The 22,769-nt window shown below is 70.4% G+C and carries 15 protein-coding genes and 1 tRNA gene; 10 read left to right on the top strand and 6 right to left on the bottom strand.

Annotation, left to right across the window (positions count from 1 at the left end; genetic code table 11):
• Window positions 1–221: 221 nt before the first annotated feature.
• Complete coding sequence (locus tag ACFVZH_RS35155) at window positions 222–419, top strand: helix-turn-helix domain-containing protein (RefSeq protein WP_384903922.1); 198 nt, start codon at window positions 222–224, stop codon at window positions 417–419.
• Window positions 419–1,564, top strand: a complete 1,146-nt coding sequence (locus ACFVZH_RS35150; RefSeq protein WP_384903920.1) for a tyrosine-type recombinase/integrase — start codon at window positions 419–421, stop codon at window positions 1,562–1,564. Before ACFVZH_RS35155 ends, ACFVZH_RS35150 begins: the two co-directional genes overlap by 1 nt.
• A gap of 67 nt (window positions 1,565–1,631) precedes the next feature.
• Here ACFVZH_RS35150 and ACFVZH_RS35145 read toward each other — a convergent pair.
• Window positions 1,632–1,704 (bottom strand) — tRNA-Arg (locus tag ACFVZH_RS35145).
• Window positions 1,705–2,375: 671 nt separating this feature from the next.
• Between ACFVZH_RS35145 and ACFVZH_RS35140 the strand changes: the two genes are divergently transcribed.
• From ACFVZH_RS35140 to ACFVZH_RS35130, 3 genes are all read left to right on the top strand, one after another.
• Window positions 2,376–8,834 (top strand): RHS repeat-associated core domain-containing protein, encoded by a 6,459-nt coding sequence (locus tag ACFVZH_RS35140; RefSeq protein ID WP_384903918.1) that lies wholly within the window; start codon window positions 2,376–2,378, stop codon window positions 8,832–8,834.
• A gap of 87 nt (window positions 8,835–8,921) precedes the next feature.
• Window positions 8,922–9,146, top strand: coding sequence for a hypothetical protein (locus ACFVZH_RS35135; protein WP_384903916.1), 225 nt, complete (start codon window positions 8,922–8,924; stop codon window positions 9,144–9,146).
• Between the two features lie 106 nt (window positions 9,147–9,252).
• Window positions 9,253–10,875, top strand: coding sequence for a class I adenylate-forming enzyme family protein (locus ACFVZH_RS35130; protein WP_384903914.1), 1,623 nt, complete (start codon window positions 9,253–9,255; stop codon window positions 10,873–10,875).
• A gap of 89 nt (window positions 10,876–10,964) precedes the next feature.
• Here the strand turns inward: ACFVZH_RS35130 and ACFVZH_RS35125 are convergent, their stop codons facing one another.
• Window positions 10,965–12,236, bottom strand: a complete 1,272-nt coding sequence (locus ACFVZH_RS35125) for a M6 family metalloprotease domain-containing protein (protein ID WP_384903912.1) — start codon at window positions 12,234–12,236, stop codon at window positions 10,965–10,967.
• A 255-nt stretch (window positions 12,237–12,491) separates the two neighbouring features.
• Between ACFVZH_RS35125 and ACFVZH_RS35120 the strand changes: the two genes are divergently transcribed.
• Window positions 12,492–13,163: a TetR/AcrR family transcriptional regulator gene (locus ACFVZH_RS35120; RefSeq protein ID WP_384903910.1), complete on the top strand. Its 672-nt coding sequence runs from the start codon at window positions 12,492–12,494 to the stop codon at window positions 13,161–13,163.
• A gap of 199 nt (window positions 13,164–13,362) precedes the next feature.
• Window positions 13,363–14,892, top strand: coding sequence for an MFS transporter (locus tag ACFVZH_RS35115; protein ID WP_384903908.1), 1,530 nt, complete (start codon window positions 13,363–13,365; stop codon window positions 14,890–14,892).
• 81 nt (window positions 14,893–14,973) lie between these two features.
• On the opposite strand, the gene ACFVZH_RS35110 is transcribed toward ACFVZH_RS35115, so the two are convergent.
• Window positions 14,974–15,480 (bottom strand): MarR family winged helix-turn-helix transcriptional regulator, encoded by a 507-nt coding sequence (locus ACFVZH_RS35110; RefSeq protein ID WP_384903906.1) that lies wholly within the window; start codon window positions 15,478–15,480, stop codon window positions 14,974–14,976.
• A 91-nt stretch (window positions 15,481–15,571) separates the two neighbouring features.
• Between ACFVZH_RS35110 and ACFVZH_RS35105 the strand changes: the two genes are divergently transcribed.
• Window positions 15,572–16,360, top strand: a complete 789-nt coding sequence (locus tag ACFVZH_RS35105; RefSeq protein ID WP_384903904.1) for a dioxygenase — start codon at window positions 15,572–15,574, stop codon at window positions 16,358–16,360.
• A 6-nt stretch (window positions 16,361–16,366) separates the two neighbouring features.
• Here the strand turns inward: ACFVZH_RS35105 and ACFVZH_RS35100 are convergent, their stop codons facing one another.
• Window positions 16,367–17,374, bottom strand: coding sequence for a questin oxidase family protein (locus ACFVZH_RS35100; protein ID WP_384903902.1), 1,008 nt, complete (start codon window positions 17,372–17,374; stop codon window positions 16,367–16,369).
• A gap of 363 nt (window positions 17,375–17,737) precedes the next feature.
• Here ACFVZH_RS35100 and ACFVZH_RS35095 point away from each other — a divergent pair, with 363 nt between their 5' ends.
• Window positions 17,738–18,739, top strand: coding sequence for an RNA polymerase sigma factor RpoD/SigA (locus ACFVZH_RS35095; RefSeq protein ID WP_384903901.1), 1,002 nt, complete (start codon window positions 17,738–17,740; stop codon window positions 18,737–18,739).
• Between the two features lie 67 nt (window positions 18,740–18,806).
• Here ACFVZH_RS35095 and ACFVZH_RS35090 read toward each other — a convergent pair whose 3' ends face one another.
• The gene (locus tag ACFVZH_RS35090) at window positions 18,807–19,766 is read right to left on the bottom strand and encodes a helix-turn-helix transcriptional regulator (protein ID WP_384903899.1); all 960 of its coding nucleotides are present in this window, start codon (window positions 19,764–19,766) and stop codon (window positions 18,807–18,809) included.
• A gap of 62 nt (window positions 19,767–19,828) precedes the next feature.
• Here ACFVZH_RS35090 and ACFVZH_RS35085 point away from each other — a divergent pair, with 62 nt between their 5' ends.
• Window positions 19,829–21,361 (top strand): MFS transporter, encoded by a 1,533-nt coding sequence (locus ACFVZH_RS35085; protein ID WP_384903897.1) that lies wholly within the window; start codon window positions 19,829–19,831, stop codon window positions 21,359–21,361.
• Window positions 21,362–21,529: 168 nt separating this feature from the next.
• Here the strand turns inward: ACFVZH_RS35085 and ACFVZH_RS35080 are convergent, their stop codons facing one another.
• Window positions 21,530–22,705 carry a hypothetical protein gene (locus ACFVZH_RS35080; protein WP_384903895.1) on the bottom strand — a complete coding sequence of 392 codons (1,176 nt, stop codon included), beginning with the start codon at window positions 22,703–22,705 and terminating at the stop codon, window positions 21,530–21,532.
• Window positions 22,706–22,769 lie beyond the last annotated feature (64 nt).

Genomic DNA, 22,769 nt, shown 5'->3' with positions numbered 1-22,769 from the left:
CGACGGCTGCGTCATCCCGCGTCACCCGCGTCACCGGTGACAAAGCCCCGCGTCACCGATGACGCACCCCCAAAGCCCCCGCGTCACCGAAAACCGCAGGTCAGGCGCCCGAGTGACACGCAGGACGCAGTGACGCAGAAATCACCACCTCGGACAGGGCCAGGCGCCCCATGACGCGAACATCGCGGCCTCAACTCCACTCCAGTGACAGGAGAGCCCCAGTGCCGACCGCGCTCCCGCCCCCGCCACTCCTGCTGACCGTCCCCGAAACGATGGCCTTACTGAAGGTCGGTCGGCACGCCATCTACAACCTGATCCGCTCCAAGCGACTCCCCAGCCTCACCATCGGCCGCTCCCGTCGCATTCCCGCTGACGCGGTGCGCCGCCTCATCGACACCGAACTGGAGGCCGCTGCCTGATGGCAGGAAAGAAGAACCCCAACGGCGCTGGCAGCATCTGGCAGCGCAAGGATGGCCGATGGGAAGCCAGGGTGTACGTCCCGCAGCCGGACGGCACCCGCGCCAGAAAGACCGTCTACGGCAAAACCTGGGAGGAGTGCGACGCCAAGCGTCAGGAGCTTGTCTTGCGTGACAGGCAAGGCGTTCCGACCCCCACCCGATCGGCACGCCTTTCGGAGTGGCTGCCGTACTGGCTGGAGCAGCACGTCGAACCCCGGCGCAAGCTCAGTACCTACGACAAGTACGAGGCGCACGTACGAATCCATCTGCTCCCGATGCTCGGCACCCGAAGCCTGGAATCGCTGAGTACGGCTGACGTGCGCCGCTTCCTCACTCGCGTGCAGAAGGAGAAGACGGCGGCCACCGCCAAGGAGGCACACCGCGTCCTGCGAACCGCGCTCTCCGGAGCGGTGCGGGACGAGCTGATCACGCGGAACGTCGCGTCGCTGGTCGAGCCGCCGAGAGCTAAACAGCGGGAGATCCGCCCGTGGACCCTGGAGGAGACGCTGAAGTTCCTGGAGGCCGCGCGGGGCGAGTCGCTCTACGCGGCATTCGTGCTGGCCATCGCTATGGGGCTCCGCCGGGGAGAGCTGGTCGGACTGAGGTGGTCGGATCTCGACCTGGAAAATCGGGTCCTGCACGTCCGGCAGCAGACTCAGCGCCGTCGCGGGAAGCTCTACCAGGACGATCCCAAGAGTCGGCGTCGACGAGTCATTCCGCTGCCCGCACTGTGCATCGCTCCCCTCCGATGGCACCGGCTCAAGCAACGCGAGATGTTCGCGGCGACTGGCGTCACGTGGTCCGAGGACGGCCCCGTCTTCGCCACCAGGAACGGGCGGACGGTCGAGCCGCGGAACGTCTACCGAGCGTTCACCCGCGTTGCGGCTGACGCCGGACTCCGCGTGGTCCGGCTGCACGATGCCCGGCACGGGTGCGCCACGTTACTGACTGCCGCCGGCGTCGCGCCCAGGGTCATCATGGAGATCCTCGGCCACAGCCAGATCAGCATCACGATGGAGGTCTACACGCACGTTGTGGACGACACGAAGCGGGAGGCGATCAGCCACATGGACCGGATGCTGAGGCGTCAGCGTCCGAGCGCATGACTCGGTTGCCGTCAGTTGGTGCAGTCAAACGGCCCGGAGCATGATCGCTCCGGGCCGTTTGCCCTTGTGCCCCCGGCAGGATTCGAACCTGCGACACCCGCTTTAGGAGAGCGGTGCTCTATCCCCTGAGCTACGAAGGCATGGCCAGGGACAGGGTAGCGGATGGGGTTCGGTCGGGTCGCCCCCGGCGCGGGGTCGGGGTGGGGGCGGCGGCGGGTGGTGCTGCCGTCGGGGGGGTGCGAAGAGCTCTGCTGCCTCCTCGCGCCGGTCGAGGATCTCCACGCGCTGACGCTGTATGTGGTGGTTCTCGTCTCTTGCGGGGCCTTTTCCGGGGCGGTGGATGGCTGAGGGGGAGAAGGCGATTCAGTTTTTTGCTGGGGGCGGACTGTATTTGCCCAGGAGCGTGTAATCCCGGCCGGGCGCCCCCTTTTGGTGAGGGTCGTCATGGAGTCACAGGGGGGTGTCCCGTGCAATCGGAATTTCTGATTCCGTACCTTGCGGACAGGGTTATGGACGGCTTTTATCCCTCGATGGAATATAAACGTCAGGCTTGGGTTGTTGAAGGGTCTTGCTGGTGAATCGTGGGGGAGTTGAGGGTCCGGACCTGACGGACTCGGGGTTCATCTCTACAGGCGTGCTTGCCGTGTGCATATGCGGCGGGGTTGGATTCGGCTGATCGTCGGGCTTACATGTGCTTATCGGGGTGGGGATTTCTATGTGGTTCCGCCGTGACAGTTTCATGCCTTTTTCCGGGAGCTCCGAAAAACGCGTGGTGGAGCAAGCGCGGAGGGCGGTCGTTGGCGCCGTCTCCGTGGCTTTGGGTTTTTCCCTGCTCTCCGCGCCGTCGTGGGCTGCGCCCGCCGAGGTCGCCGTGCCACCGTCCGCGCCGAAGACCCAGTCGGTCGACGGAACCGACTTCTTCCCGGCCGGTCTGCGCAAGCGGCCCGCGCCCTCCCCGTCCTGGCAGGCGCCTCCCGTCACCTGGCCGGGTGCCGCTTCTCGTGAGGTGACCCTGCGCTCCGGCGCGCCCCAGGGCGTGACGGTCGCCGGTGTGCCCGTACGGCTCGCCACCCCCGCCTCCGCCTCGCGCGCGAAGCAGTCCGTCACCACCACCTCCTCCAGCCGCCGTGTGGAGGTCTCGGTCAAGGACCGTGCCACCGCCCGCAAGGCCGGTGTCGAGGGTCTCCTTCTGTCCCTCCGTTCCGACGCGGCCTCCTCCGGCCGTCTCGACGTCGAGGTCGACTACGCCTCCATCCGTGGTGCTTTCGGGGCGGGCTGGGCCTCGCGCCTGCGGCTGGTCACCCTCCCCGCCTGTGCGCTGACGACGCCCGCGAAGGCCGAGTGCCGCAAGCAGACCCCTCTGGCGACGGAGAACAACACCGCCGGCAGCACCCTGAGCGCCACCGTCGCCACCCCGGGCTCCGCCGCCCCGCTCAAGGCGTCCGGCGCCCAGGCGGCCCCCTCCTCGCTGTCCGCCCTCGCGGTCGACTCCGCGGGGCCCATGCTCCTGGCCGCGACCGCCGGCGCTGAGGGCGCCGACGGTTCGTTCAAGGCGACGTCGCTGTCGCCGTCGGGCTCGTGGTCGGCGGGTGGGAACTCGGGCGGGTTCGGGTGGAGTGTGCCCGTCGATGTTCCTGCCGCGCCGGGTGGGCTTGCCCCGAAGGTCGCTCTGTCCTACAACTCCTCGTCGGTGGACGGGCGTACGGCGTCGACGAACAACCAGTCCTCGTGGATCGGTGAGGGCTGGGAGTACACCCCCGGCTTCATCGAGCGCTCCTACGCCTCGTGTGAGAGCGACAAGCAGGGTGGCAACAACACGGCCAAGGTCGGGGATCTGTGCTGGAAGTCGGAGAACGCGACGCTGTCGCTGAACGGGTCCTCCAACTCCCTGGTCTGGGACGCCACGAAGCAGACGTGGAAGCTTCAGGGTGACGACGGTTCGCGGATCGAGCGGATCTACGACACCGACCCGAACAACTCCGGTGACGCGGACTCGGAGTACTGGCGGGTGACCACGCTCGACGGTACGCAGTACTGGTTCGGCAAGAACCATCTGCCGGGCTGGGAGACGGGGAAAGCGGAGACGAACTCTGTCTTCTCGGTTCCGGTGTACGGCAACCACAGCGGTGAGCAGGGCAACGGCGCTGACTTCGCGTCCTCGGCGGAGCAGCAGGGCTGGCGCTGGAACCTGGACTACGTCGTCGACCCGCACGGCAACGCGATGGCCCTCTACTACACCAAGGAGCAGGGCTACTACGCGCAGAACAACAAGATCGACACTCCCAAGCCCTATACGCGGGGCGGGTACCTGAACCGGATCGACTACGGCCTGCGCGCCGGCGAGGTGTACACGACGGCGACCCCCGCCGGCCGGGTCACCTTCGACACGTCGTACCGGTGTGTGGCGTCGAACTGCGCGTTCGCCGAGGCCAACGCGGTGAACTGGCCCGACACCCCGGTCGACCTGAACTGCACCAGTGGAGCCGACTGCCTGCAGTCAGGCCCGTCCTTCTGGTCGCAGCAGCGCCTGACCGCCATCAACACCTTCTCCCTGGTGGGCACCACCCTGCAGCCGGTGGACACCTGGGCGCTGGCGCAGTCCTTCCCCGGGACGGGCGACACCTCCACGCCCGCGATGTGGCTGGACTCCGTGCAGCGCACGGGTAAGGCCGGATCGCCGGCCGACGTCACGTTGAACAAGACCGTCTTCTCCGGTGAGCTGATGGCGAACCGTGTGGACGCGGCCGAGGGCCGCCCGGCCCTGAACCGCAAGCGGATCACCGCCGTGACCAACGAGACCGGCGGCCAGACGCTGGTCACCTACAGCGCCAAGGAGTGCACCTCGACGTCGCTGCCCGCGACGGCGGACATGAACGACAAGCGCTGCTATCCGTCCTGGTGGACCCCGGACGGCTACGTCGACCCCGTCAAGGACTGGTTCCACAAGTACGTGGTCACGCGGATCGACGAGAACGACACGACGGCGGGCAGCGGTTCGCCGTCGAAGGTGACGACGTACGAATACGCCAACGGACCCAACTATCGCCGTGACACGGGCGAGTTCACCCTCGACAAGAACCGCACGTGGAACGACTTCCGCGGCTACGGGACGGTGCGGACCTACGTGGGTTCGACGAACCGGGTGAAGACGGAGGAGACGTACTACCTCGGCATGGCCGGTGACACCCTCGCCGACGGCAGCCCGCGTCCGGGCCTGGCCATCAACGGCGTCGCCGACCGCAACGACTTCGCCGGACGTGTCGCGTCCAGCGCCACGTACGACAAGGACGGCACGGGCGGGAAGATCGTCGCGAAGACGACCTACGCCCCCTGGGAGTCCACCGCGACGGCCACCCAGACCGTCAAGGGCATCACCGACCCCGACAAGCCGAACGACCCCGCGCCGACGCTTCCCGCGAAGACCGCCTACCTCTCCGGCACCTTGACGGAGAAGGCGAGCACCCTCCTCGACGGCGGCACGTGGCGCACCCTGACGAAGACCCGCGACTACGACACCACCTACGGTCTGGTGCTCGCCGAGACCGACGACGGCGCCGGTCTCGTGGAGGGCAGGAGTGCCTGCACCCTCTATGTCACGCCGGACACGACGAACTGGCTCATCCAGTACCTGAGCGAGGTCGTCACCACCAGCCAGGGCGGGTGCAGGACCTTCGGGGACAACGTCACCAGCCGCTCGCGGAGCTACTACGACGGCAAGCCGCTCGGCGCGGCCCCGGCTCCCAACGGCGCCAACGTGACGAAGACCGAGCAGGCATCGGTGGGCAGCGCGCAGGGCGGTGCCGGCTGGGAGACGGTCTCCCAGACCACGTACGACGACTACGGCCGTGCGGTGACCGTGAAGGGTCAGGACGGCCAGCCCGTCACGACGACGTATGAGCCCGCCGTCGGCGCGCAGCCGACGAAGGTGACGGTCGCGAACGTCAAGGGCCACACCACGTCCACCACCTACGACGGCCTGCGGGGCCTGGCCCTGAGCACGACCGACGCCAACGGCCGGACCGCGAGCAGTGAGTACGACGCGCTGGGTCGTCTGACCAAGGGCTGGAGTACGGGCCGGGCGAAGACCCTGCAGCCGAACGCGACGTTCGCGTACAACCTGTCCGGCACCGTTCCCTCGACCGTCGTCGGCAAGAAGCTGTACGAGGACGGGACCTGGGGAACGTCGACGACGTTCTTCGACTCGCTGCTGCGTGCACGTCAGACGCAGACGGATGCGATCGGCAGCACCGGTCGTGTCGTCACCGACACGTTCTACGACAGCCACGGCCGGGCGTATCTGACGAACGCGCCGTTCCACAACTCCACCGCCGTGTCGACGACGGCCATGTTCGTGGTGACGCCGAACCAGGTGCCGCAGGCCCTGCAGAGCGAGTACGACGGCCGGGGCCGGGTCACCGCGAGCATCCAACTCTCGCTGAACGTGGAGAAGTGGCGTACCACCTCCACCTACGGCGACTACTGGACGGCCACGGTCCCGCCGGCCGGTGGCACCGCCACCCTGAGCCTGTCCGACGTGCGCGGCCGCCCGGTCGAGCAGCGGCAGTACAAGGACCGCAACCCGCTCATCGGCGCGAACGCGACCCAGTACGAGAAGACCGTCCGCACGTACGACGTCGCGGGCCGCCTTGCCTCGCTGACCGACGCCTCCGGTCGCAACACGTGGGAGTACACCTACGACCTGCGTGGTCGTCAGGTGACGATGAAGGACCCCGACAAGGGCGAGAGCACCACCCACTACGACACCGACGGCCGTGTCGAGACGGTCACCGACCCGCGCGGCACCCTGGCCACCACGTATGACGAGCTGGGCCGCAAGACCAGCCTGCGCACCGGGTCCGTCACCGGCACCAAGCTGGCGGCGTGGTCGTACGACACCGCGAGCGGCGGCAAGGGCCTGCCCGCGACCTCCATCCGCTACGACTCCTCGATCACGGCGAACGCCGAGTACAAGAGCGAGGTCACCGGTTACGACACGGCGGGCCGGGCGACGGGGACGAAGGTGACGGTCCCGTCGGTGACCGGTGAGGAGCTGCTCGCCGGTACGTACACCGTGGCGACGGGCGCCACCGCGGTGAGCGGTCTGCCCGAGACCGCCGCGTACTCCACCACCAACGCCAACGCGACGACGGCGCTCCCGGCCGAGACGGTCACCAACCACTACGGGGCCAAGGACCTGCTCGGCGTCGTCGACGGCACGCTGAACCAGGCATATCTGCGGGGCGCCGGCTACACCGCGTTCGGTGAGCTCGCCCAGGCGCAGCTCGGCAACATCGGCAAGCTCGTCACCCAGACCAACTCCTACGAGACCTCGACCCGGCGTCTGATCGGGTCCAAGGTCGACCGTGAGGCGACGGGTCCGGCGACCCCGTCGAACATCACCTACGGCTATGACCCGGCCGGCAACATCACCACCGTCCGCGACGCGCAGACCGACGGCACCGTCGTCGACCAGCAGTGCTTCGGCTATGACTGGGCGCGACGTCTGGCGGAGGCGTGGACCTCCGGGGACGCGTGTGCGACCAAGCCCGTCAACGGGACCGGCACCCCGAGCCTGGGCACGGTCGACCCGTACTGGACGTCCTGGACCTTCACCGACACCGGCCAGCGCAAGACCGAGACCCTCCACAAGGCGGGCCCGATCACCGCGGACACCACCCGCACCTACAGCTACCCCACCACCACCGGCGCGGCCCAGCCGCACGCCGTCCGCTCCGTCACCGCCGTCGGCGGCGCGACCGGAACCGACACCTACACCTACGACAACACCGGCAACCTGGAGAAGAAGACCCCCGCCAACACCGGCCCGGTCCAGGACCTGGTCTGGAACGCGGAGGGCAAGCTCGCCTCCTCCACCATCTCCGCCAAGACGACGTCGTTCCTCTACGACACCGAGGGCACCCGGATCCTCAAGCGCGACCCGGCCACCACCACGCTCTACCTCCCCGGCGGCCAGGAACTCGCACTGACCCGGAAGGTCGGCACCACCGCGGCCGTCATCGCCAACGGCACCCGCTACTACTCGGTCCCGGGCGGCTCCGCGATCCGCACCAGCGACGACGGCAAGGTCCGCCTCCTCGTCGCCGACCACCACAACACCAACACCCTCTCCTTCAGCGCGACCACGCTCACCTTCAACCGCCGCAAGACCCTCCCCTACGGCGGACAGCGCGGCGCCGCCCCCGCCTTCTGGCCCGGCCAGAAGGGCTTCGTCGGCGGCGACATCGACACCACGACCGGCCTCACCCACATCGGAGCCCGCGAATACGACCCCAACCTCGGCCAGTTCATCAGCGTCGACCCGATCCTGGTTGCTGACAGTCCCCAGTCCCTCAACGGCTACAGCTACGCCGGCAACACTCCGGTCACCACGAGCGACCCGACCGGCATGTGCGCGGAGGTCGACTGCCCGGCGCACGGTGTCACCCCGGTCAAGAACACCTCGACCGTCAAGCAGAAGCCGACCAGCGGCAACAACGTCCATGTGGGCCAGACCCTTGACGACGGGGAAGACGGCGAGGGCGCAACGGGGACGAACGGGGGGACGAAGAAGGGGACGAAGAAGGGCAACGGATCCAACAAGAACGACGGGGCGACGGCGTCCACCGATCCCGAAGACTGCTGGGCGAACTCGAGTTGTTCGTTCCAGGACCTCATTGCGGCTGCCGAGGCTGAGATGGCCAAGGAAGCGCGCTGCGAGCAGGACCCGATGAGGAACGAGTGCTGGGTGGATGAGTTCAACGCCCTGATGGATTCGATGGTGGATGAGAATGGAGTGATCAATTCCTGCGGTGAGTATGCGAACGAGATGACGCGGTGTGCGGCTTACGGAAAGCTGAACGGGCGCATCGGTCCGGATATCGCCAGCGAGGGGATCTGTCTCGGAGGTGGATTCAGTGTCGGTTTCGGTGTCACCGGATCGGTGTGTGGTGTGGTGCAGCAGGCGCCGAATGGTAAGTGGGATGCCGCTTTGATGGTTTCCGGTGGTTTCGCGTCAGGTGTTCCCGGCGCGAGCGTGGGCGTGGACCTTTTCCACAGCAATGCGGACGGTTATGACCAGCTCAAGGGATGGGGCTCTTCGGCCGGTGTCAGTGGTGGTCCGGGCGTAGGGCCTCGGGTGTCCGCGGGTACTGGCGGCGCCAGGAACAGCCGAGGGGAGATGGTGTGGACAGGAACGGCGGGCGTGGGGTTGACGACGCCTCTTGAGGTGTCCGGAGGGCCGTCTTACACTTGGGTCTTCGGCGTCGGGTGATTGTCGAATTTCGATACTTTGAGCGGCGGTGCAGGGGTGCGGATGCTGGGACTGGCCCTTCGGCAGAATGAAGGAAGTGCCGGGGGGATGCTGGTCGGTCTCGCGGCTGGGGTTCTGCTCCTCGGTGTGGGGATTGTCCTGGCGTTTGACCTCAAGGGGCTCGGTCGGCGTTGGATGTCGAGCGTCGATGCTCTGTACGGCTTCGACCGGGGTGCGAATTCGCTGAAATTCGTCAAGGTTCTCGGGGCGGGACTCCTGCTCCTGGGTTTCTTGGTTTCCCTTGGCTTCCTGGTGGCTCTGCTGGGGCGGTAGTCGTCACCAGGAGTCGGAAGGTCCTCCGTTCTTGGGCGGGTTGACCTCGGAGTAAGGGGCGCATAGCGTCGCCGCGCCGGGGTAAGCAAGCGCTCAGGAGGTCCTCGTGGTGGTGTTCGGTGGAGTCGAGCGGCTGACGGCGGAGGGGGCGCCCTTCGCCGTCGAGGACGGGGTCTACGTCGGCGGGCCGCGGACCCTGCGGGAGTTCGTCGAGGCTGTCTGGGCGTATGGGGACCGGGTGTTCCTCGTGGCCGAGGACGCCAGGTGGACGTACCGGGAGTTCTTCGACGCGGCGTGCGGGCTGGCGCGGCGGCTGGTGGGGGAGTACGGGTTGCGGCCCGGGGACCGGGCCGTGGTCGCCATGCGGAACGTGCCGGAGTGGCAGGTGGCGTTCTGGGCGGCGCAGCTGGCCGGGCTGGTGGCGGTGCCGCTGAACGCGTGGTGGACCGAGGACGAGTTCGCGTACGCGCTCGGCGACTGCGCTCCGGGGGTGCTGCTGGTCGACGGGGAGCGGGTCGGGCGGGTGCGGGGGTGGGCCTCCCGGAACGGGGTGCCCGGGATCGTTTTCCGGGGGGAGGCCGAGGCGGGGTTCGAGGCGTATGTCGTCGAGGACGATCCGTTGGCCGGGCCGCCGCTTGTCGATGTGCTGCCCGAGCAGGACGCGACCGTCCTCTACACCTCGGGGACGACGGGGCGGCCGAAGGGGGCCGTTGCCACGCATCTCGCGCAGGCCGGGGCGGCGATGAATCCCCGGTATTTCGCGGCCGCGGCGGCTCTCGCGCGCGGGGAGGTGCCGGGGACCGGGCCGGCGCCGGTGTCGTTGACGACGTTTCCGTTCTTCCATGTGGCCGCGTTCACGTCGTTCTACGCGGTGATGGCGGCCGGCGGGACGCTGGTGATGATGCGGAAGTGGGATGCCGGGCGGGCTCTTGAGCTGATCCGCGAGGAGGGCGTCACGCATTACGCGGGGGTGCCGACGACGGCGCTCCAGCTGCTCGACGCGGCGCGGAGGGCCGGGGATCCGCTGGAGAGCCTGACCCTGCTCAGTACCGGTGGCGCCGCCGCGCCGCCCGGGATCGTCGCCGGGATCACGGAGGGGTACGGGGAGCGGGTCGAGCCGCGGAACGGGTACGGGCTGACGGAGACCTGCGGCGGGGTGCTGTCGAACGTCGGGGCCGAGTACCGGGCGCATCCCGGGAGCGTGGGGCGGCCCTCGCCGGTGACCGAGGTACGGATCGAGGGGCCCGATGGGGACGGGGTCGGGGAGCTGTGGCTGCGGGGGCAGTCGCTCATCCGGGGGTACTGGGGGAACGAGGAGGCGACGCGGGCGGCGTTCGCCGGGGACGGGTGGTTCAGGACCGGGGACCTCGCGCGGGTGGACGGGGACGGGCGGGTGAGCATCGTCGACCGGATCACGGACATGGTGATCCGGGGCGGGGAGAACGTGTACTGCGTCGAGGTGGAGGGTGTTCTGCACGAGCATCCGGATGTTCTCGACGCCGCGGTGCTCGGGCTTCCCCATGCGGTGCTGGGGGAGGAGGTCGTGGCCGTGGTGCGGCTGCGGCCGGGGGCGGACGCGGACGTCGAGCGGCTGCGGGCGCATGTCGGGGCGCGCCTCGCCGCGTTCAAGGTGCCCGCCCGGGTCTTCGTACGGGAGGGGGAGCTGCCGCGGAATCCGACCGGGAAGATCCTCAAGCGTCAGTTGCGGGACCTGCTCGGCGACGGGTGAGCCGGCGGGGTGCGTGAGCCGGCGCGGTGGGTGTTCCCGCGCGGTGGGTGATCCGCGCGTGGGCGCCGGGGGCGTGGCGTCCCGGTCGGTCAGCGACGGGTGATGCGGACGCGGTAGGTGCCGGTGGGGTCTTCGTCGAGGACGGTGATGCGGATGCCGTTGGCGCGGTCGGTGAAGGTCTCGCCGGGGCGGTAGGGGGCGTCGGAGAGTTCGGCGTGGACGTTGGCGCGGCGGGTGCAGCCGCCGCTGGCGTGGTCGCTGTCGGAGACGGTGACGGGGCCGTGGCCGGTGTCGACGTCGGACTCGACGCGGTAGACGAGGACGCCCTGCTCGCAGACGGCCTCGTCGTTGCCGTCCTTGCTGCGGACCTCGACGGCGTAGCCGGAGGTGGCGGAGAGCGGGACGAAGGCGAGCTTGGGGCCGCCGGGGACGGCGAGCGGGCTGAGGGTGTAGTCGCCGCTGCCGGGGCCGGAGGCGCAGCTGACCTGGTCGTTGTCGAGCCAGCCCAGCTTCCATTTGTGCCAGCCGAGCAGGTCGTTGTTGGCTCCCCAGTCCTCGGACATGATGTCCCAGTGCCCGACGGTGCCGCCGCCGTCGGAGGTGTAGAGGTCGGGCAGGCCGAAGACGTGGCCGTTCTCGTGGGGCAGGACGCGGTAGCCGGTCTCGGCGAAGCTGCCGGAGCCGTCGTCCTGGCGGCTGTAGACGAAGGACGTGTTGGCGAGCGGCACGCCGTCGGCGTAGGGGGCGTCGTCGTTGCCGGAGAAGGTCACGGACAGGACGGTGTCGAGGGCGGAGGGCCCGGCGTTCGGGGTGACCAGGACGTTGACCAGGTCGTAGGCGCTGAAGTCGACCCGGGGGTCGGCGGCCTTCACGATGTCCTCGACGAGGGAGCGGTAGCCCGGTTCGTACGGTGAGCCGCGCTCGATCCCGTACGCGGAGAACGCCCGGGGCATCCGCAGCCAGTCGGGTATGGGGACTTCGGCCCGGTAGTGGAGGCGCCCGTACGAGCTGGTGCGGAACCAGTCGGCGGTCTGGGGGAAGAACTCGCGGAAGCGGCTCATCGCCGTGCCGTCGCCGGGGGCGTCGGGGAAGTCGACCATCAGGTTGAGGGCCCTGACCTGGCCCGTGGAGCGCACGTATCCGGGGGCGGTGGGCAGCCCCTCCGACATCTGCACGCCCATCGTGGTGGCGATGCGGCACGGCCCGAGCGCCGCGCCGGCCGGCGCGGCCGCCACCGGTCCGGCCGTCGCCGGGGCGGGGCCGGGGAGGGTGGTGCTCGCGGAGGCGAGGAGCGTGAGCGAGAGAGCCGTGATCGCTGCCAGGGCGACGGGTCTGCGTATCCGTCGGCGGGGGTGCTGCATACGGGCGCCTCTCCGGTGGGGGCAGTCTGCGGCGCGGGCCCGTCCGCGGGTCCGCGCTGTCCGATCAGCCTGTGACGGGTGGTTCGGGCGCGCGCGCCGGGTGGCCCGATCGTGGGTATTCCGCGAGACCCGGCATGTGACACAGGTCACATCGCGAGGGGGAAATAACCGGGGACTGGGTCCCCGTTTAACCCTGTGTTCAACGAAGTGGGGAATCCTTCCCCGGATGCCCCGAACGAGTGAGGAGGCCGTGGCGTGACCAGTCCCGCCGACACCGCGCCCGCCCGCCGCGTACCCCGGCCGCGGGCCGACGCCCTGCGCAACCGCGAGCGGATCGTGACGGCGGCCCGCGAGATGTTCGTCGAGTTCGGGTCCCAGGTCCCGTACGACGAGATCGCGCGCCGGGCCGGCGTCGGGAACGCCACGCTCTACCGGAACTTCCCCGAGCGCGCCGACCTCGTGCACGAGGTCGTCCTCTCGCTGATGGCCCGCGTCACCGAACTCGCCGAGCGGGCGGCCGAGGAGGAAGGCGACACCTTCGATGCCCTCCGCCGCTTCACCCACGGCGCCGCCGACGAGCGGGTCGGAGCCCTGTGCCCGATGCTCGACGGCGCCTTCGACAAGGACCACCCCGACCTGATCGCCGAACGCGACCGGCTGGAGGAGGCCGTGCAGGGCCTCGTCGACCGGGCGCAGGGGGCCGGCCGGCTCCGTACCGACGTGGGCGTCGGCGACCTGATGGTGGCCCTCTCTCAGCTGACCCGCCCGCTGCCCGGATCGGGCTGCGGGGCCTTCGACCAGTTCGTCCACCGCCATCTGCAGCTGTTCCTCGACGGCCTCGAGACGCCCGCACGCTCCGAGCTGCCGGGAAAGGCCGCGACTCTGGAGGACCTGAGACGCGACTCCTGCGCGCCCCCGGCGCCGTGACGGAGCCGGCGGCACCGGCCGTGACCGCCCTGCCGGGCACGACAACCGTGACCGCCCTGCCGGGCACGACCGCCGTGACCGCCGCGACCGCCTGTGAGGGCCGCCCGCCGAGCCAGGTCGGAGGGCCGCCCGCCGACTAGGTCACCCGCACTTTTCCAGACCGTTTTTCACCAGTACGCGCCAAGAGGTGGCTACACCCATGCCGAAAATCCCCGAGACCACCGCGATCCAGGCCGACCCCGGCCGCTGGAAAGCCCTGATCTTCATCGCCCTCGCCCAGCTGATGGTCGTGCTCGACGCGACGATCGTGAACATCGCCCTGCCCTCCGCCCAGCAGGACCTCGGGATCTCGGACGGCAACCGGCAGTGGGTCATCACGGCCTACGCCCTCGCCTTCGGCGGTCTGCTCCTCTTCGGCGGCCGTATCGCCGACCTGTGGGGCCGCAAGCGCACCTTCGTCACCGGTCTGATCGGTTTCGCCGCCGCCTCCGCCCTCGGCGGGGCCGCGACCGGCGAGGCGATGATGCTCGGCGCCCGCGCGCTCCAGGGCGCCTTCGGCGCGCTCCTCGCGCCCGCGGCGCTCTCGCTGCTCGCCGTGACCTTCACCGACGCCAAGGAGCGCGCGAAGGCGTTCGGCATCTACGGCGCGATCGCCGGTGGCGGCGGCGCCGTGGGTCTGATCCTCGGCGGCTTCCTCACCGAGTACCTGAACTGGCGCTGGACGTTCTTCGTCAACATCCCGTTCGCCATCGTCGCCGCCGTCGGCGCCTACCTGGTCGTCCGTGAGCCCGCGGGTGGCCGCAACCGCTCGCCGCTCGACATCCCCGGCGTGGTCCTGTCGACGCTGGGTCTGGTCTCGCTCGTCTACGGCTTCACCCGCGCCGAGTCCCAGGGCTGGAGCGACCCCGGCACGATCGGCCTGTTCGTCGGCTCCGCGGTGCTTCTCCTGACGTTCGCGCTGGTCGAGTCGAAGGTGAAGTTCCCGCTGCTGCCGCTGCGCGTGGTGACCGACCGCAACCGCGGTGGCGTCTACCTGTCGCTGGGTCTCGCGGTCATCGCGATGTTCGGCCTGTTCCTGTTCCTGACGTACTACCTCCAGGTCGTGAAGGGGTACTCGCCGGTCAAGACGGGCTTCGCGTTCCTGCCGATGATCGTGGGCATGATCGCCGGTTCGACCCAGATCGGTACGCGGCTGATGACCCGGGTCCCGCCGCGGCTGCTCATGGCCCCCGGCTTCCTGACGGCCGGCGTCGGCATGCTGCTCCTGACGCAGCTGGAGATCGGCACCTCGTACGCCGGTCTCATCCTGCCCGCGCAGCTGCTGCTGGGTCTGGGCATGGGTACGGCGTTCATGCCGGCGATGTCGCTCGCGACGCTCGGCGTGGACCCGCGGGACGCCGGTGTGGCCTCCGCGATGGTCAACACCTCGCAGCAGGTCGGCGGCGCCATCGGCACGGCCCTGCTGAACACGATCGCCGCCTCGGCGACCACCGCCTACCTGACCGACCACGCGGCGGGCGCGACCACTCCGGCCGCGCAGAAGCTGGTCCAGCTCCAGGGCATGGTCGAGGGGTACGCGGCGGCCATCTGGTGGGCGGTCGGCATCCTGGTCCTCTCGGCCACGATCGCCTTCGTGCTCATCAACACCGGCAAGCCGGGCGGCGGAGCCGTCGCCGGGTCCGGTGCGGGCGCGGACGACGAGATGAAGGTCCCGGTCATCGCCCACTGACGGTTCCTCCTCCCCGTACGGGTCTGCCCCGGCGCCGCTTCCGCAGCGGTGCCGGGGCAGACCCGTTTCCCGTGGGCGCCGTCAGCGGAGCCAGGGGAGGTCCGCGTCCGCGTCCGTGGGTTCGAGGCCCTCGGCCATGACGCGCATGATCGCGCCGAGCTGATTCACCTGTTCGGGGGACAGCCGGTCGAAGAGGGCCTGGCGTACCGCCGTCACGTGGCCGGGAGCGTTCCGTCGGAGGACCTCCATGCCCTCGTCCGTCAGGCGGGCGAACTGGCCGCGTTTGTCGGAGGGGCAGTTCTCGCGCCGGACCCAGCCGTTCTTCTCCAGGCGGGCGACGGCGTGGGAGAGGCGAGAGCGGGTGATCTTGGCGCTCTTGGCGAGTTCCGTCATCCGCAGCCGTTGGCGCGGGGCCTGGGAGAGCTGGACGAGCAGCCCGTAGTAGATGTGCGGCATCCCGGCGTCGCGCTGCAACTGGCGGTCGAGGTGGTCCTCCAGGAGCGTGGTGGCGTGCAGGTAGGCACGCCAGACGTGCTGCTCCTCGTCGCTGAGCCAGCGGGGTTCGGTCATGTCTCCCATGGTTCCCATCGTACGACTCATTCTTGAAAGTTGAACTATGTGGCGTTACGGTGGGCATATAGCTTGAAGTTTCAAGGATCTAGCCCCGGAGGCCGCCGCCATGGACGCCACGCAGGAACGGATGCCCGCCCTCTACCTGTCCCACGGCGCACCGCCGCTCGCCGACGACCCGGTCTGGCCCGGCCAGCTCGCCGCCTGGTCCGCGGACCTCCCGCGCCCCAAGGCGATCCTCATGGTCTCCGCCCACTGGGAGGAGGCCCCGCTCGCCCTCGGCGCCACCGAGACCGTGCCGCTCGTCTACGACTTCTGGGGCTTCCCCGAGCACTACTACCGCGTGCAGTACGCGGCCCCCGGCGCCCCGCAGCTCGCCGAGGCCGTCCGCAAACTGCTCCGCGCGCCCGGCACGCCCGTCCAGGACATCCCCGACCGGGGACTCGACCACGGCGCCTACGTGCCGCTCGTCGAGATGTTCCCGGACGCCGGCATCCCCGTGCTCCAGATCTCCATGCCGACCCTCGACCCGCGCCGGCTCATGGACATCGGGCGCAGGCTCGCGCCCCTCCGCGACGAGGGCGTCCTCATCGTCGGCAGCGGATTCTTCACCCACAACCTCGCCGCCCTCCGGCACACCGGGGGCGGGGTCCCGGGCTGGTCCGCCGAGTTCGACGCCTGGGGGCACGAGGCCCTCGCCGCGCAGGACGTCGACGCGCTCCTGGACTTCGAGCACAAGTCGCCCGCCGGCCGCCTCGCCCACCCGCGCACCGAGCACTTCGCCCCGCTCTTCGTCACCATGGGCGCGGCGGACGAGGCCGGCGACCTCGGCACGGAGCGGTCGGTGATCGACGGCTTCTGGATGGGGCTCGCGAAGCGGTCCGTGCAGTTCGGCTGAGCCGTCTCAGAAGACCGGCGGGTTCAGCTCGACCGAGCGGACGGCGGCGGCCAGCGCGAGCGGACCGCCCACGTCGAGCGCCGTGTCGGTGAACTTGATCGTGTGGTCGTCGCCGTGCGCCGCGGCCCGCCCGAAGACCTCCTCGGGGGTCAGCGAGGTCGTCGCGTACGGGGCGGCCTCCTTCGGCGTGTACGCGGCCGTCACCGCGGCCGCGGCCGTCCAGGCCGCAGCCAGGCTCGGCGCCCACAGCTCGCGGGGGAGCGCGGGCAGGGTGCGCAGGACCGCGTTCGGCGCGGTCGCCGCGTGCACCAGCATGACCGGCTCGCCGTGGCCGTGGGTCGCGTACCGGTGCGTCGCCGCCGTCACCAGCTCGGCGAGCAGCGCCTTCGCCGCGTCCGGGCCGGGCGCTGCACCCCACCGGGGGAACGCCGTGAGCTGCGCGAGCCGGGGCCGGATGCCGCCGTCCTGCTCCGGAACCGGCGGTACGGCGTCCAGGGCGGCGGCCGCGGACGGCGCCGCGGCCAGCGGGGCGAGCGGCGGCAGCGGCTGGTGACGGGCCGCCCAGTAACCGAGGGCGTGCGCCAGCTCGGCGCGGCGCGGGGCCGTCTCCGGGGTCGTCAGGAGCGTCCGTACGGCGTGACCGGTGCGGATCACCGGGTGGGTCGACCCGCCCGCGATGCCCGGGAGCAGCCGGGGCCACCACCGGGCGAGGACCTCCCGCCAGGGGCGGTCGTCGAGCTCCCGGGTGAGGAAGCGGGTCCAGTCCGTGATCCGGGCGGGGTCGCCGAGGGCCTCCCGCCAGGTGTCCGCCGTGACCGGCCGGCGGGCGGGCGGCGGCTCCTCCAGTTTCGGCGCGTAGTGGTCGAGCCAGCGGTGGACGGCCTCTGCCCGGCCGTGGCGGACGAGGGCCTCGACGGCCATCGGGGCGTGGTTGGTGAGCCACCCGTTGCGCTCGGGTCCGGTGGCGTGGAGCCGTTCGAGGGCCTCGTCGAGGGTTCCGCTGGTGTCGGTCATGGGGGCGACGGTAGGGCGGGGGTCCCCGGGGCCGTAACGGGCCGCGGACCTAGTCCGCAGGGCGGAGGCAACCACGCGCCGCGCCGGGGCGTCTGAAGGGATGGCGCCGCATGTGATCGCGGTCTCACCGACGGTGTGGTCGTGAAACCCCGCGAGGGGCGCCGAATCACCCTCTGTGCCCGGTCTGACCTGCACCTCCGTGGGTCGGCGAGGCATGCCCGCGCGGGCGACGGCCGCGCAGGATACTGCATGATCGCGAAAATCCATGTGCCGGGTGGGAATTCTGTCCTGATTCCAGTCGTTGTTTCCGTCGGATGCAGGGCACCCGAAAGGTGTCGCGACCTACTCAGCAAGGGAGCACGCATGGCAACCCGTGCCGTCGCCCGTCGTCAGACCTCCGCCAAGAGCGGGGCCTCACGGGCAAGCAGCGTTCGCGCCGTGGGCGGGGAGATCGCCGACCGCGACCTGGTCGGCATGTACCTCGACGAGATCGCGCGCACGCCCCTGCTCGACGCCGCCAAGGAGGTCGAGCTCTCGCAGACGATCGAGGCGGGCGTGTACGCCCAGGAGATCCTCGACGGGACCGCGGAGAGCGAGGCGGGCGGGGCGACCCGCGAGGAGCTCGAGGCGCTGGCCGCCGAGGGCGAGCGTGCCAAGGACCTCTTCATCAAGTCGAACCTGCGGCTCGTGGTGGCCGTGGCCAGGCGCTACCCGCGCAGCGGGCTGCCGCTGCTCGACCTGATCCAGGAGGGGAACGCGGGCCTGGTCCGCGCGGTCGAGAAGTTCGACTACGCGAAGGGCTTCAAGTTCTCCACGTACGCCACGTGGTGGATCCGCCAGGCCATCACCCGGTCCATAGCCGACCAGTCCCGGACCATCCGGCTCCCCGTCCACCTCGTCGAGGAGCTGGGCCGCATCCGGCGCGTGCAGCGCGAGTTCAACCGTGAGCACGGGCGCGAGCCCGAGCCCGCGGAGGTCGCCGCCGAGCTCGACTCGAAGCCGGAGCGGGTCATCGACGTCCTCGACTGGGCGCGGGACCCGGTCTCGCTGAACATGTCGGTGGACGACGCGGGCGAGACCCAGTTCGGCGACCTCCTGGAGGACACGTCGGCGATCTCCCCCGAGCAGTCGGTGCTCACGCTGCTGCGCAGCGAGGAGCTCGACGACCTCATCGACAAGCTGGACCACCGGACGGCGTCCATCATCCGCATGCGGTACGGCATCGAGGACGGCCGCGAGCGCACCCTGACGGAGGTCGGCAAGCAGCACGGGCTGACCCGTGAGCGCATCCGCCAGATCGAGAAGCACGCGCTGCTCGAACTGAAGAAGATGGCCCGCGACACGGGCTTCGACGCGGTGGCCTGACGCGGCCGCGAGACGGCGGAGAGGGCCCGGGGACGACGTCCCCGGGCCCTCTCCCGTACCGCAAGGCTCAGGCGCGTACCGCCGCGGACAGGCGGGCCGCCAGGTCCTCCACGTACGCGTGGAGGGAGGTCGGGCCGTGGACGGTGAAGGGCGCGTCGACCAGGGCGAGGCGGAGCGCCAGCCACTCCACGGAGTCGGTGGCGCGGGTGTGGAGCCGGCAGGTGGCGTCGCCCGTCGGGGTCGGGACCAGATGGGACGGGAGGCGGGCCGTCACGAAGTCGGCCGGCGCCTCGAAGGTGACGTCCAGGTCCAGCTCCGGCTGGGCCCGGGACATGGAGCGGACCAGGAGCTGGGCCGCGTCCCCGGCCGGCAACTCACGCGGGGCGAAGCGGGCGCCGGTGGCGAGCGGGTCGGTCACCCGGTCGACCCGGAAGGTCCGCCAGTCGTCCCGCCCGAGGTCGTACGCGACGAGGTACCAGCGGCGCCCGGTGGAGACCAGCCGGTAGGGCTCGACCAGCCGCTTCGTCTCGGCGCCGTCGCCCGCCCGGTAGCCGAAGCGCAGCTTCTCCCGCCCCGTGACGGTGCCCGCGAGGGTGGTCAGGGTGGCGGGCGTGACCGTGGCGCCGTCGCCCCTGGTCAGCGGGATCGTCGCGTTCTGCAGGGTGGAGACCCGATGCCGGAGCCGCGCCGGCAGCACCTGCTCCAGCTTCGCCAGGGCCCGTACGGACGCCTCCTCGACGCCCTCGATGGCGTGCCCGGCCCCGGCCCGCAGGCCGACGGCGATCGCGACGGCCTCCTCGTCGTCGAGGAGCAGCGGCGGCATGGCCGAACCGGCGACGAGACGGTAGCCGCCGACGGCGCCGAGCGTCGCCTCGACCGGGTAGCCGAGGTCACGGAGGCGGTCGATGTCCCGGCGGATGGTGCGCGCGGAGACCGAGAGCCGTTCGGCGAGTTCGCTTCCGGGCCACTCGCGCGGGGTCTGGAGAAGCGAGAGCAGATTCAGGAGTCGTACCGGGGTGTCCGTCATGTCTTCCAGGATGCGGCCCATCTAGGACATCATTTGACCTAGATGACTTCTATCTTCTTCTTATGAGTTCACACGACGCCGTCACGGATGCGGCCCCCACGGACACGGCCGACAAGCGCCGCTGGATCGCCCTGGCGATCGTCATGACGGCCGCCTTCATGGATCTGGTCGACGCCACGATCGTCAACATCGCGATCCCCAGCATCGAGCGGGACCTCGGCGCCACCTTCGGGGCCATCCAGTGGATCACCGCCGGATACGCACTCGCCTTCGCGGCCGGCCTGATCACCGGCGGCAGGCTCGGCGACATCTACGGCCGCAAGCGGCTCTTCCTCGTCGGCACGGCCGGCTTCACCCTCGCCTCGGCGCTCTGCGGCTTCGCGGCCAACCAGGAGATGCTGGTCGGCTCCCGCCTCCTCCAGGGCGCGGCGGCCGCGATGATGGTGCCGCAGGTCCTGTCGATCATCCACGTCACCTTCCCGGCGCACGAGCGCGGCAAGGTCTTCGGGATGTTCGGCGCGATCATCGGCCTCGGCGCGGTCTCCGGTCCGCTGCTCGGCGCGCTGCTCACCCAGTGGAACATCGCCGGTCTGGAGTGGCGCCCGATCTTCCTGATCAACCTGCCGGTCGGCATCGCCGGTCTGCTCCTCGGCCGGAAGTTCATCACCGAGTCGAAGGCGCCGAAGGCCCTCCGTCTGGACATCGTCGGCATGCTCCTGGTGACGGCCGCGCTGCTCATGCTGATCTACCCGCTGACCCGCGGCCGTGAGCTGGACTGGCCGCTGTGGGGCCACCTGATGATGGCCGGCAGCCTCGTCGTCTTCGGCGCCCTCGTCGCGTACGAGAAGTACAAGACGAAGAAGGACGGTTCGCCGCTCGTCGAGCTGTCGCTGTTCAAGGTGAAGAGCTTCGCCGCCGGTATCGCCGTGCAGCTGACCTTCGGCGTCGTGCTCGGCATCTTCTTCCTGGTCTGGACGCTGTACATGCAGATCGGGCTCGGCTGGAGCCCGCTGAAGGCCGGACTCACCGGAGTGCCGTTCTCCATCGCCGTCTCCGTGGCCGCCGGTCTCTCGGTGCAGAAGCTGGTCCCGCGCTTCGGCCGCAAGGTGCTCCAGGCCGGTGCGCTGACGATGATCGCGGGCATCCTGCTCTACTTCTTCGAGGCGGGCCGCTACGGCACCGGGATCCACTCCTGGCAGATGATCGCGCCGCTGGTGGTCATGGGCCTCGGCATGGGCCTGATCGTGGCCCCGCTGACGGACGCCGTGCTGTCCGAGGTGCCGCGCGAGCACGCCGGTTCGGCCTCCGGCCTGATCAACACGACCGGGCAGATGGGCAACGCGCTCGGACTCGGCCTGGTGTCGGTGGTCTTCTTCGGTGTGATCGACGACAAGCAGCTCCGGGGTCCGTCCGAGGTGGGGGCGGCCTTCACGGACGCCTTCCAGAACTCCCTCGGCTGGGCGGCCGGCGTGCTCGCCGTGATCTTCCTGGTGATGTTCGCGCTGCCCGCGAAGCCGAAGCAGCACCTGGAGGGTGGCGACGAGGGCGAGGACACCCCCGGAACCGTGGAGAAGGAGCCGGCGCTCACGCACTGACCCACGCGCCTTCGCGCTGGGCTTCCGGGCTGGGCTTTCATGCTGAGCTTTCGAGGGCCCCGGTCCCGGGATTCGTCCCGGGGCGGGGCCCTTCGCCGTGCCCCGGACCTGGACGAGGGGCGGTGCGCACCGGTAGCGCACCGCCCCTCGGTGTGACGACCCGCTCCGTCAGGGGCGCTTCAGGTTCGGGACGCTGCCGACGGGCAGGGAGCGCGTGAACTTGTTGGCCCGAAGCGCCACCGGCGTCGGTGTCGTCTGCTGCAGCCAGCCCTCGTCCCAGATGAAGTTGGCTCCGTTGACGTCACCGTGTGTCTGCCACACCTGTCCGCCCACGGTGAGCACCTTGACGTAGGCGTCGTCGCCCTGGGACTCGTAGCCGACGGCGCACACCCCTGCCGGGTAGTTGGGGTTCGCGAGGTCCATGCCGACCGTGGTCGGGTTGGTGAGGTCCGTCCACACGATCGCTCCACCGAGCGACGGCGCGCGACCCACGAACACCTTGCCGCCGGTGAGCACGGCCTGAGCGTCCTCGGTGCCGTTCGGGGCGTAGACGTCGATGTCCGAGCACGGGCCGGTGGCGCCGGTGGCTCCGGTGGCTCCGGTCGCGCCCGTTGCTCCGGTCGCACCCGTTGCTCCGGTGGCGCCTGTCGCACCCGTCGCTCCGGTGGCACCCGTCGCTCCCGTGGCTCCGGTGGCGCCCGTTGCGCCGGTCGCACCCGTGGCACCTGTGGCGCCCGTCGCGCCTGTGGCACCCGTGGCGCCCGTCGCTCCGGTGGCTCCCGTCGCTCCAGTCGCGCCCGTGGCACCTGTGGCGCCCGTGGCTCCGGTCGCGCCCGTGGCTCCAGTGGCACCGGTCGCGCCCGTCGCTCCGGTGTGTCCCTTCGGGCCGGTCGGGCCGGTGGGGCCGGTCGGGCCTGTGTCGCCCTTCGGGCCCTTGGGACCCTTGGGGCCGGTGGGGCCGGGCGGGCCTGACTCGCAGCCGTGGTCGCCTCCGGCCACGGTGCGGGGCGCGCCGGGGTAGGCGCCCTCGACGAGGGGCTGGATCTCGTGGTCCAGGAACTCCTGGAGGGGGTCCGAGGAGGGGTGCTCGTTCTCGCTCTTCTGGCGGGGGCCCTGGTGCTGCCGGCAGCCGTGGTCGGACGGGGCGCCCGCCAGAGTCGTGCTCGCCGCGCCGGGTGTGCCGGGGGCGGAAGTCCTGCCCCACGCGGCTGCCGCGGGGGTGGCGAAGCCGGTGAGTACGAGGGCGACGGAGGCGATCGCCCCGCCGCCCAGCCATGCGCGACGTCGGGGGAGCGGGCCCAGCGGGGTGCGGGTGCGGGTCCGGGTCCTGGCATCGGGACGCATGCATGCTCCTTCCTCCACCGGCCGGGGGCCGGTGCGAGTGATGTCCGGGAAACACCTGTGTGTT

The organism is Streptomyces sp. NPDC059534 (assembly GCF_042743475.1).
In the GTDB taxonomy this organism is placed as follows: domain Bacteria; phylum Actinomycetota; class Actinomycetes; order Streptomycetales; family Streptomycetaceae; genus Streptomyces.
The sequence above is the reverse complement of the archived record's forward strand: the minus strand, read 5'-3'. Positions and strand labels throughout refer to the sequence as shown.

Excerpts from the sequence above, each read along its gene's own strand:
- ACFVZH_RS35150 (WP_384903920.1), top strand. The coding sequence starts at position 419 with ATGGCAGGAAAGAAGAACCCCAACGGCGCTGGCAGCATCTGGCAGCGC.
- ACFVZH_RS35135 (WP_384903916.1), top strand. The coding sequence starts at position 8,922 with ATGCTGGTCGGTCTCGCGGCTGGGGTTCTGCTCCTCGGTGTGGGGATT.
- ACFVZH_RS35125 (WP_384903912.1), bottom strand. The coding sequence starts at position 12,236 with ATGCAGCACCCCCGCCGACGGATACGCAGACCCGTCGCCCTGGCAGCG.
- ACFVZH_RS35115 (WP_384903908.1), top strand. The coding sequence starts at position 13,363 with ATGCCGAAAATCCCCGAGACCACCGCGATCCAGGCCGACCCCGGCCGC.
- ACFVZH_RS35110 (WP_384903906.1), bottom strand. The coding sequence starts at position 15,480 with ATGGGAACCATGGGAGACATGACCGAACCCCGCTGGCTCAGCGACGAG.
- ACFVZH_RS35105 (WP_384903904.1), top strand. The coding sequence starts at position 15,572 with ATGGACGCCACGCAGGAACGGATGCCCGCCCTCTACCTGTCCCACGGC.
- ACFVZH_RS35100 (WP_384903902.1), bottom strand. The coding sequence starts at position 17,374 with ATGACCGACACCAGCGGAACCCTCGACGAGGCCCTCGAACGGCTCCAC.
- ACFVZH_RS35095 (WP_384903901.1), top strand. The coding sequence starts at position 17,738 with ATGGCAACCCGTGCCGTCGCCCGTCGTCAGACCTCCGCCAAGAGCGGG.
- ACFVZH_RS35090 (WP_384903899.1), bottom strand. The coding sequence starts at position 19,766 with ATGACGGACACCCCGGTACGACTCCTGAATCTGCTCTCGCTTCTCCAG.
- ACFVZH_RS35085 (WP_384903897.1), top strand. The coding sequence starts at position 19,829 with ATGAGTTCACACGACGCCGTCACGGATGCGGCCCCCACGGACACGGCC.
- ACFVZH_RS35080 (WP_384903895.1), bottom strand. The coding sequence starts at position 22,705 with ATGCGTCCCGATGCCAGGACCCGGACCCGCACCCGCACCCCGCTGGGC.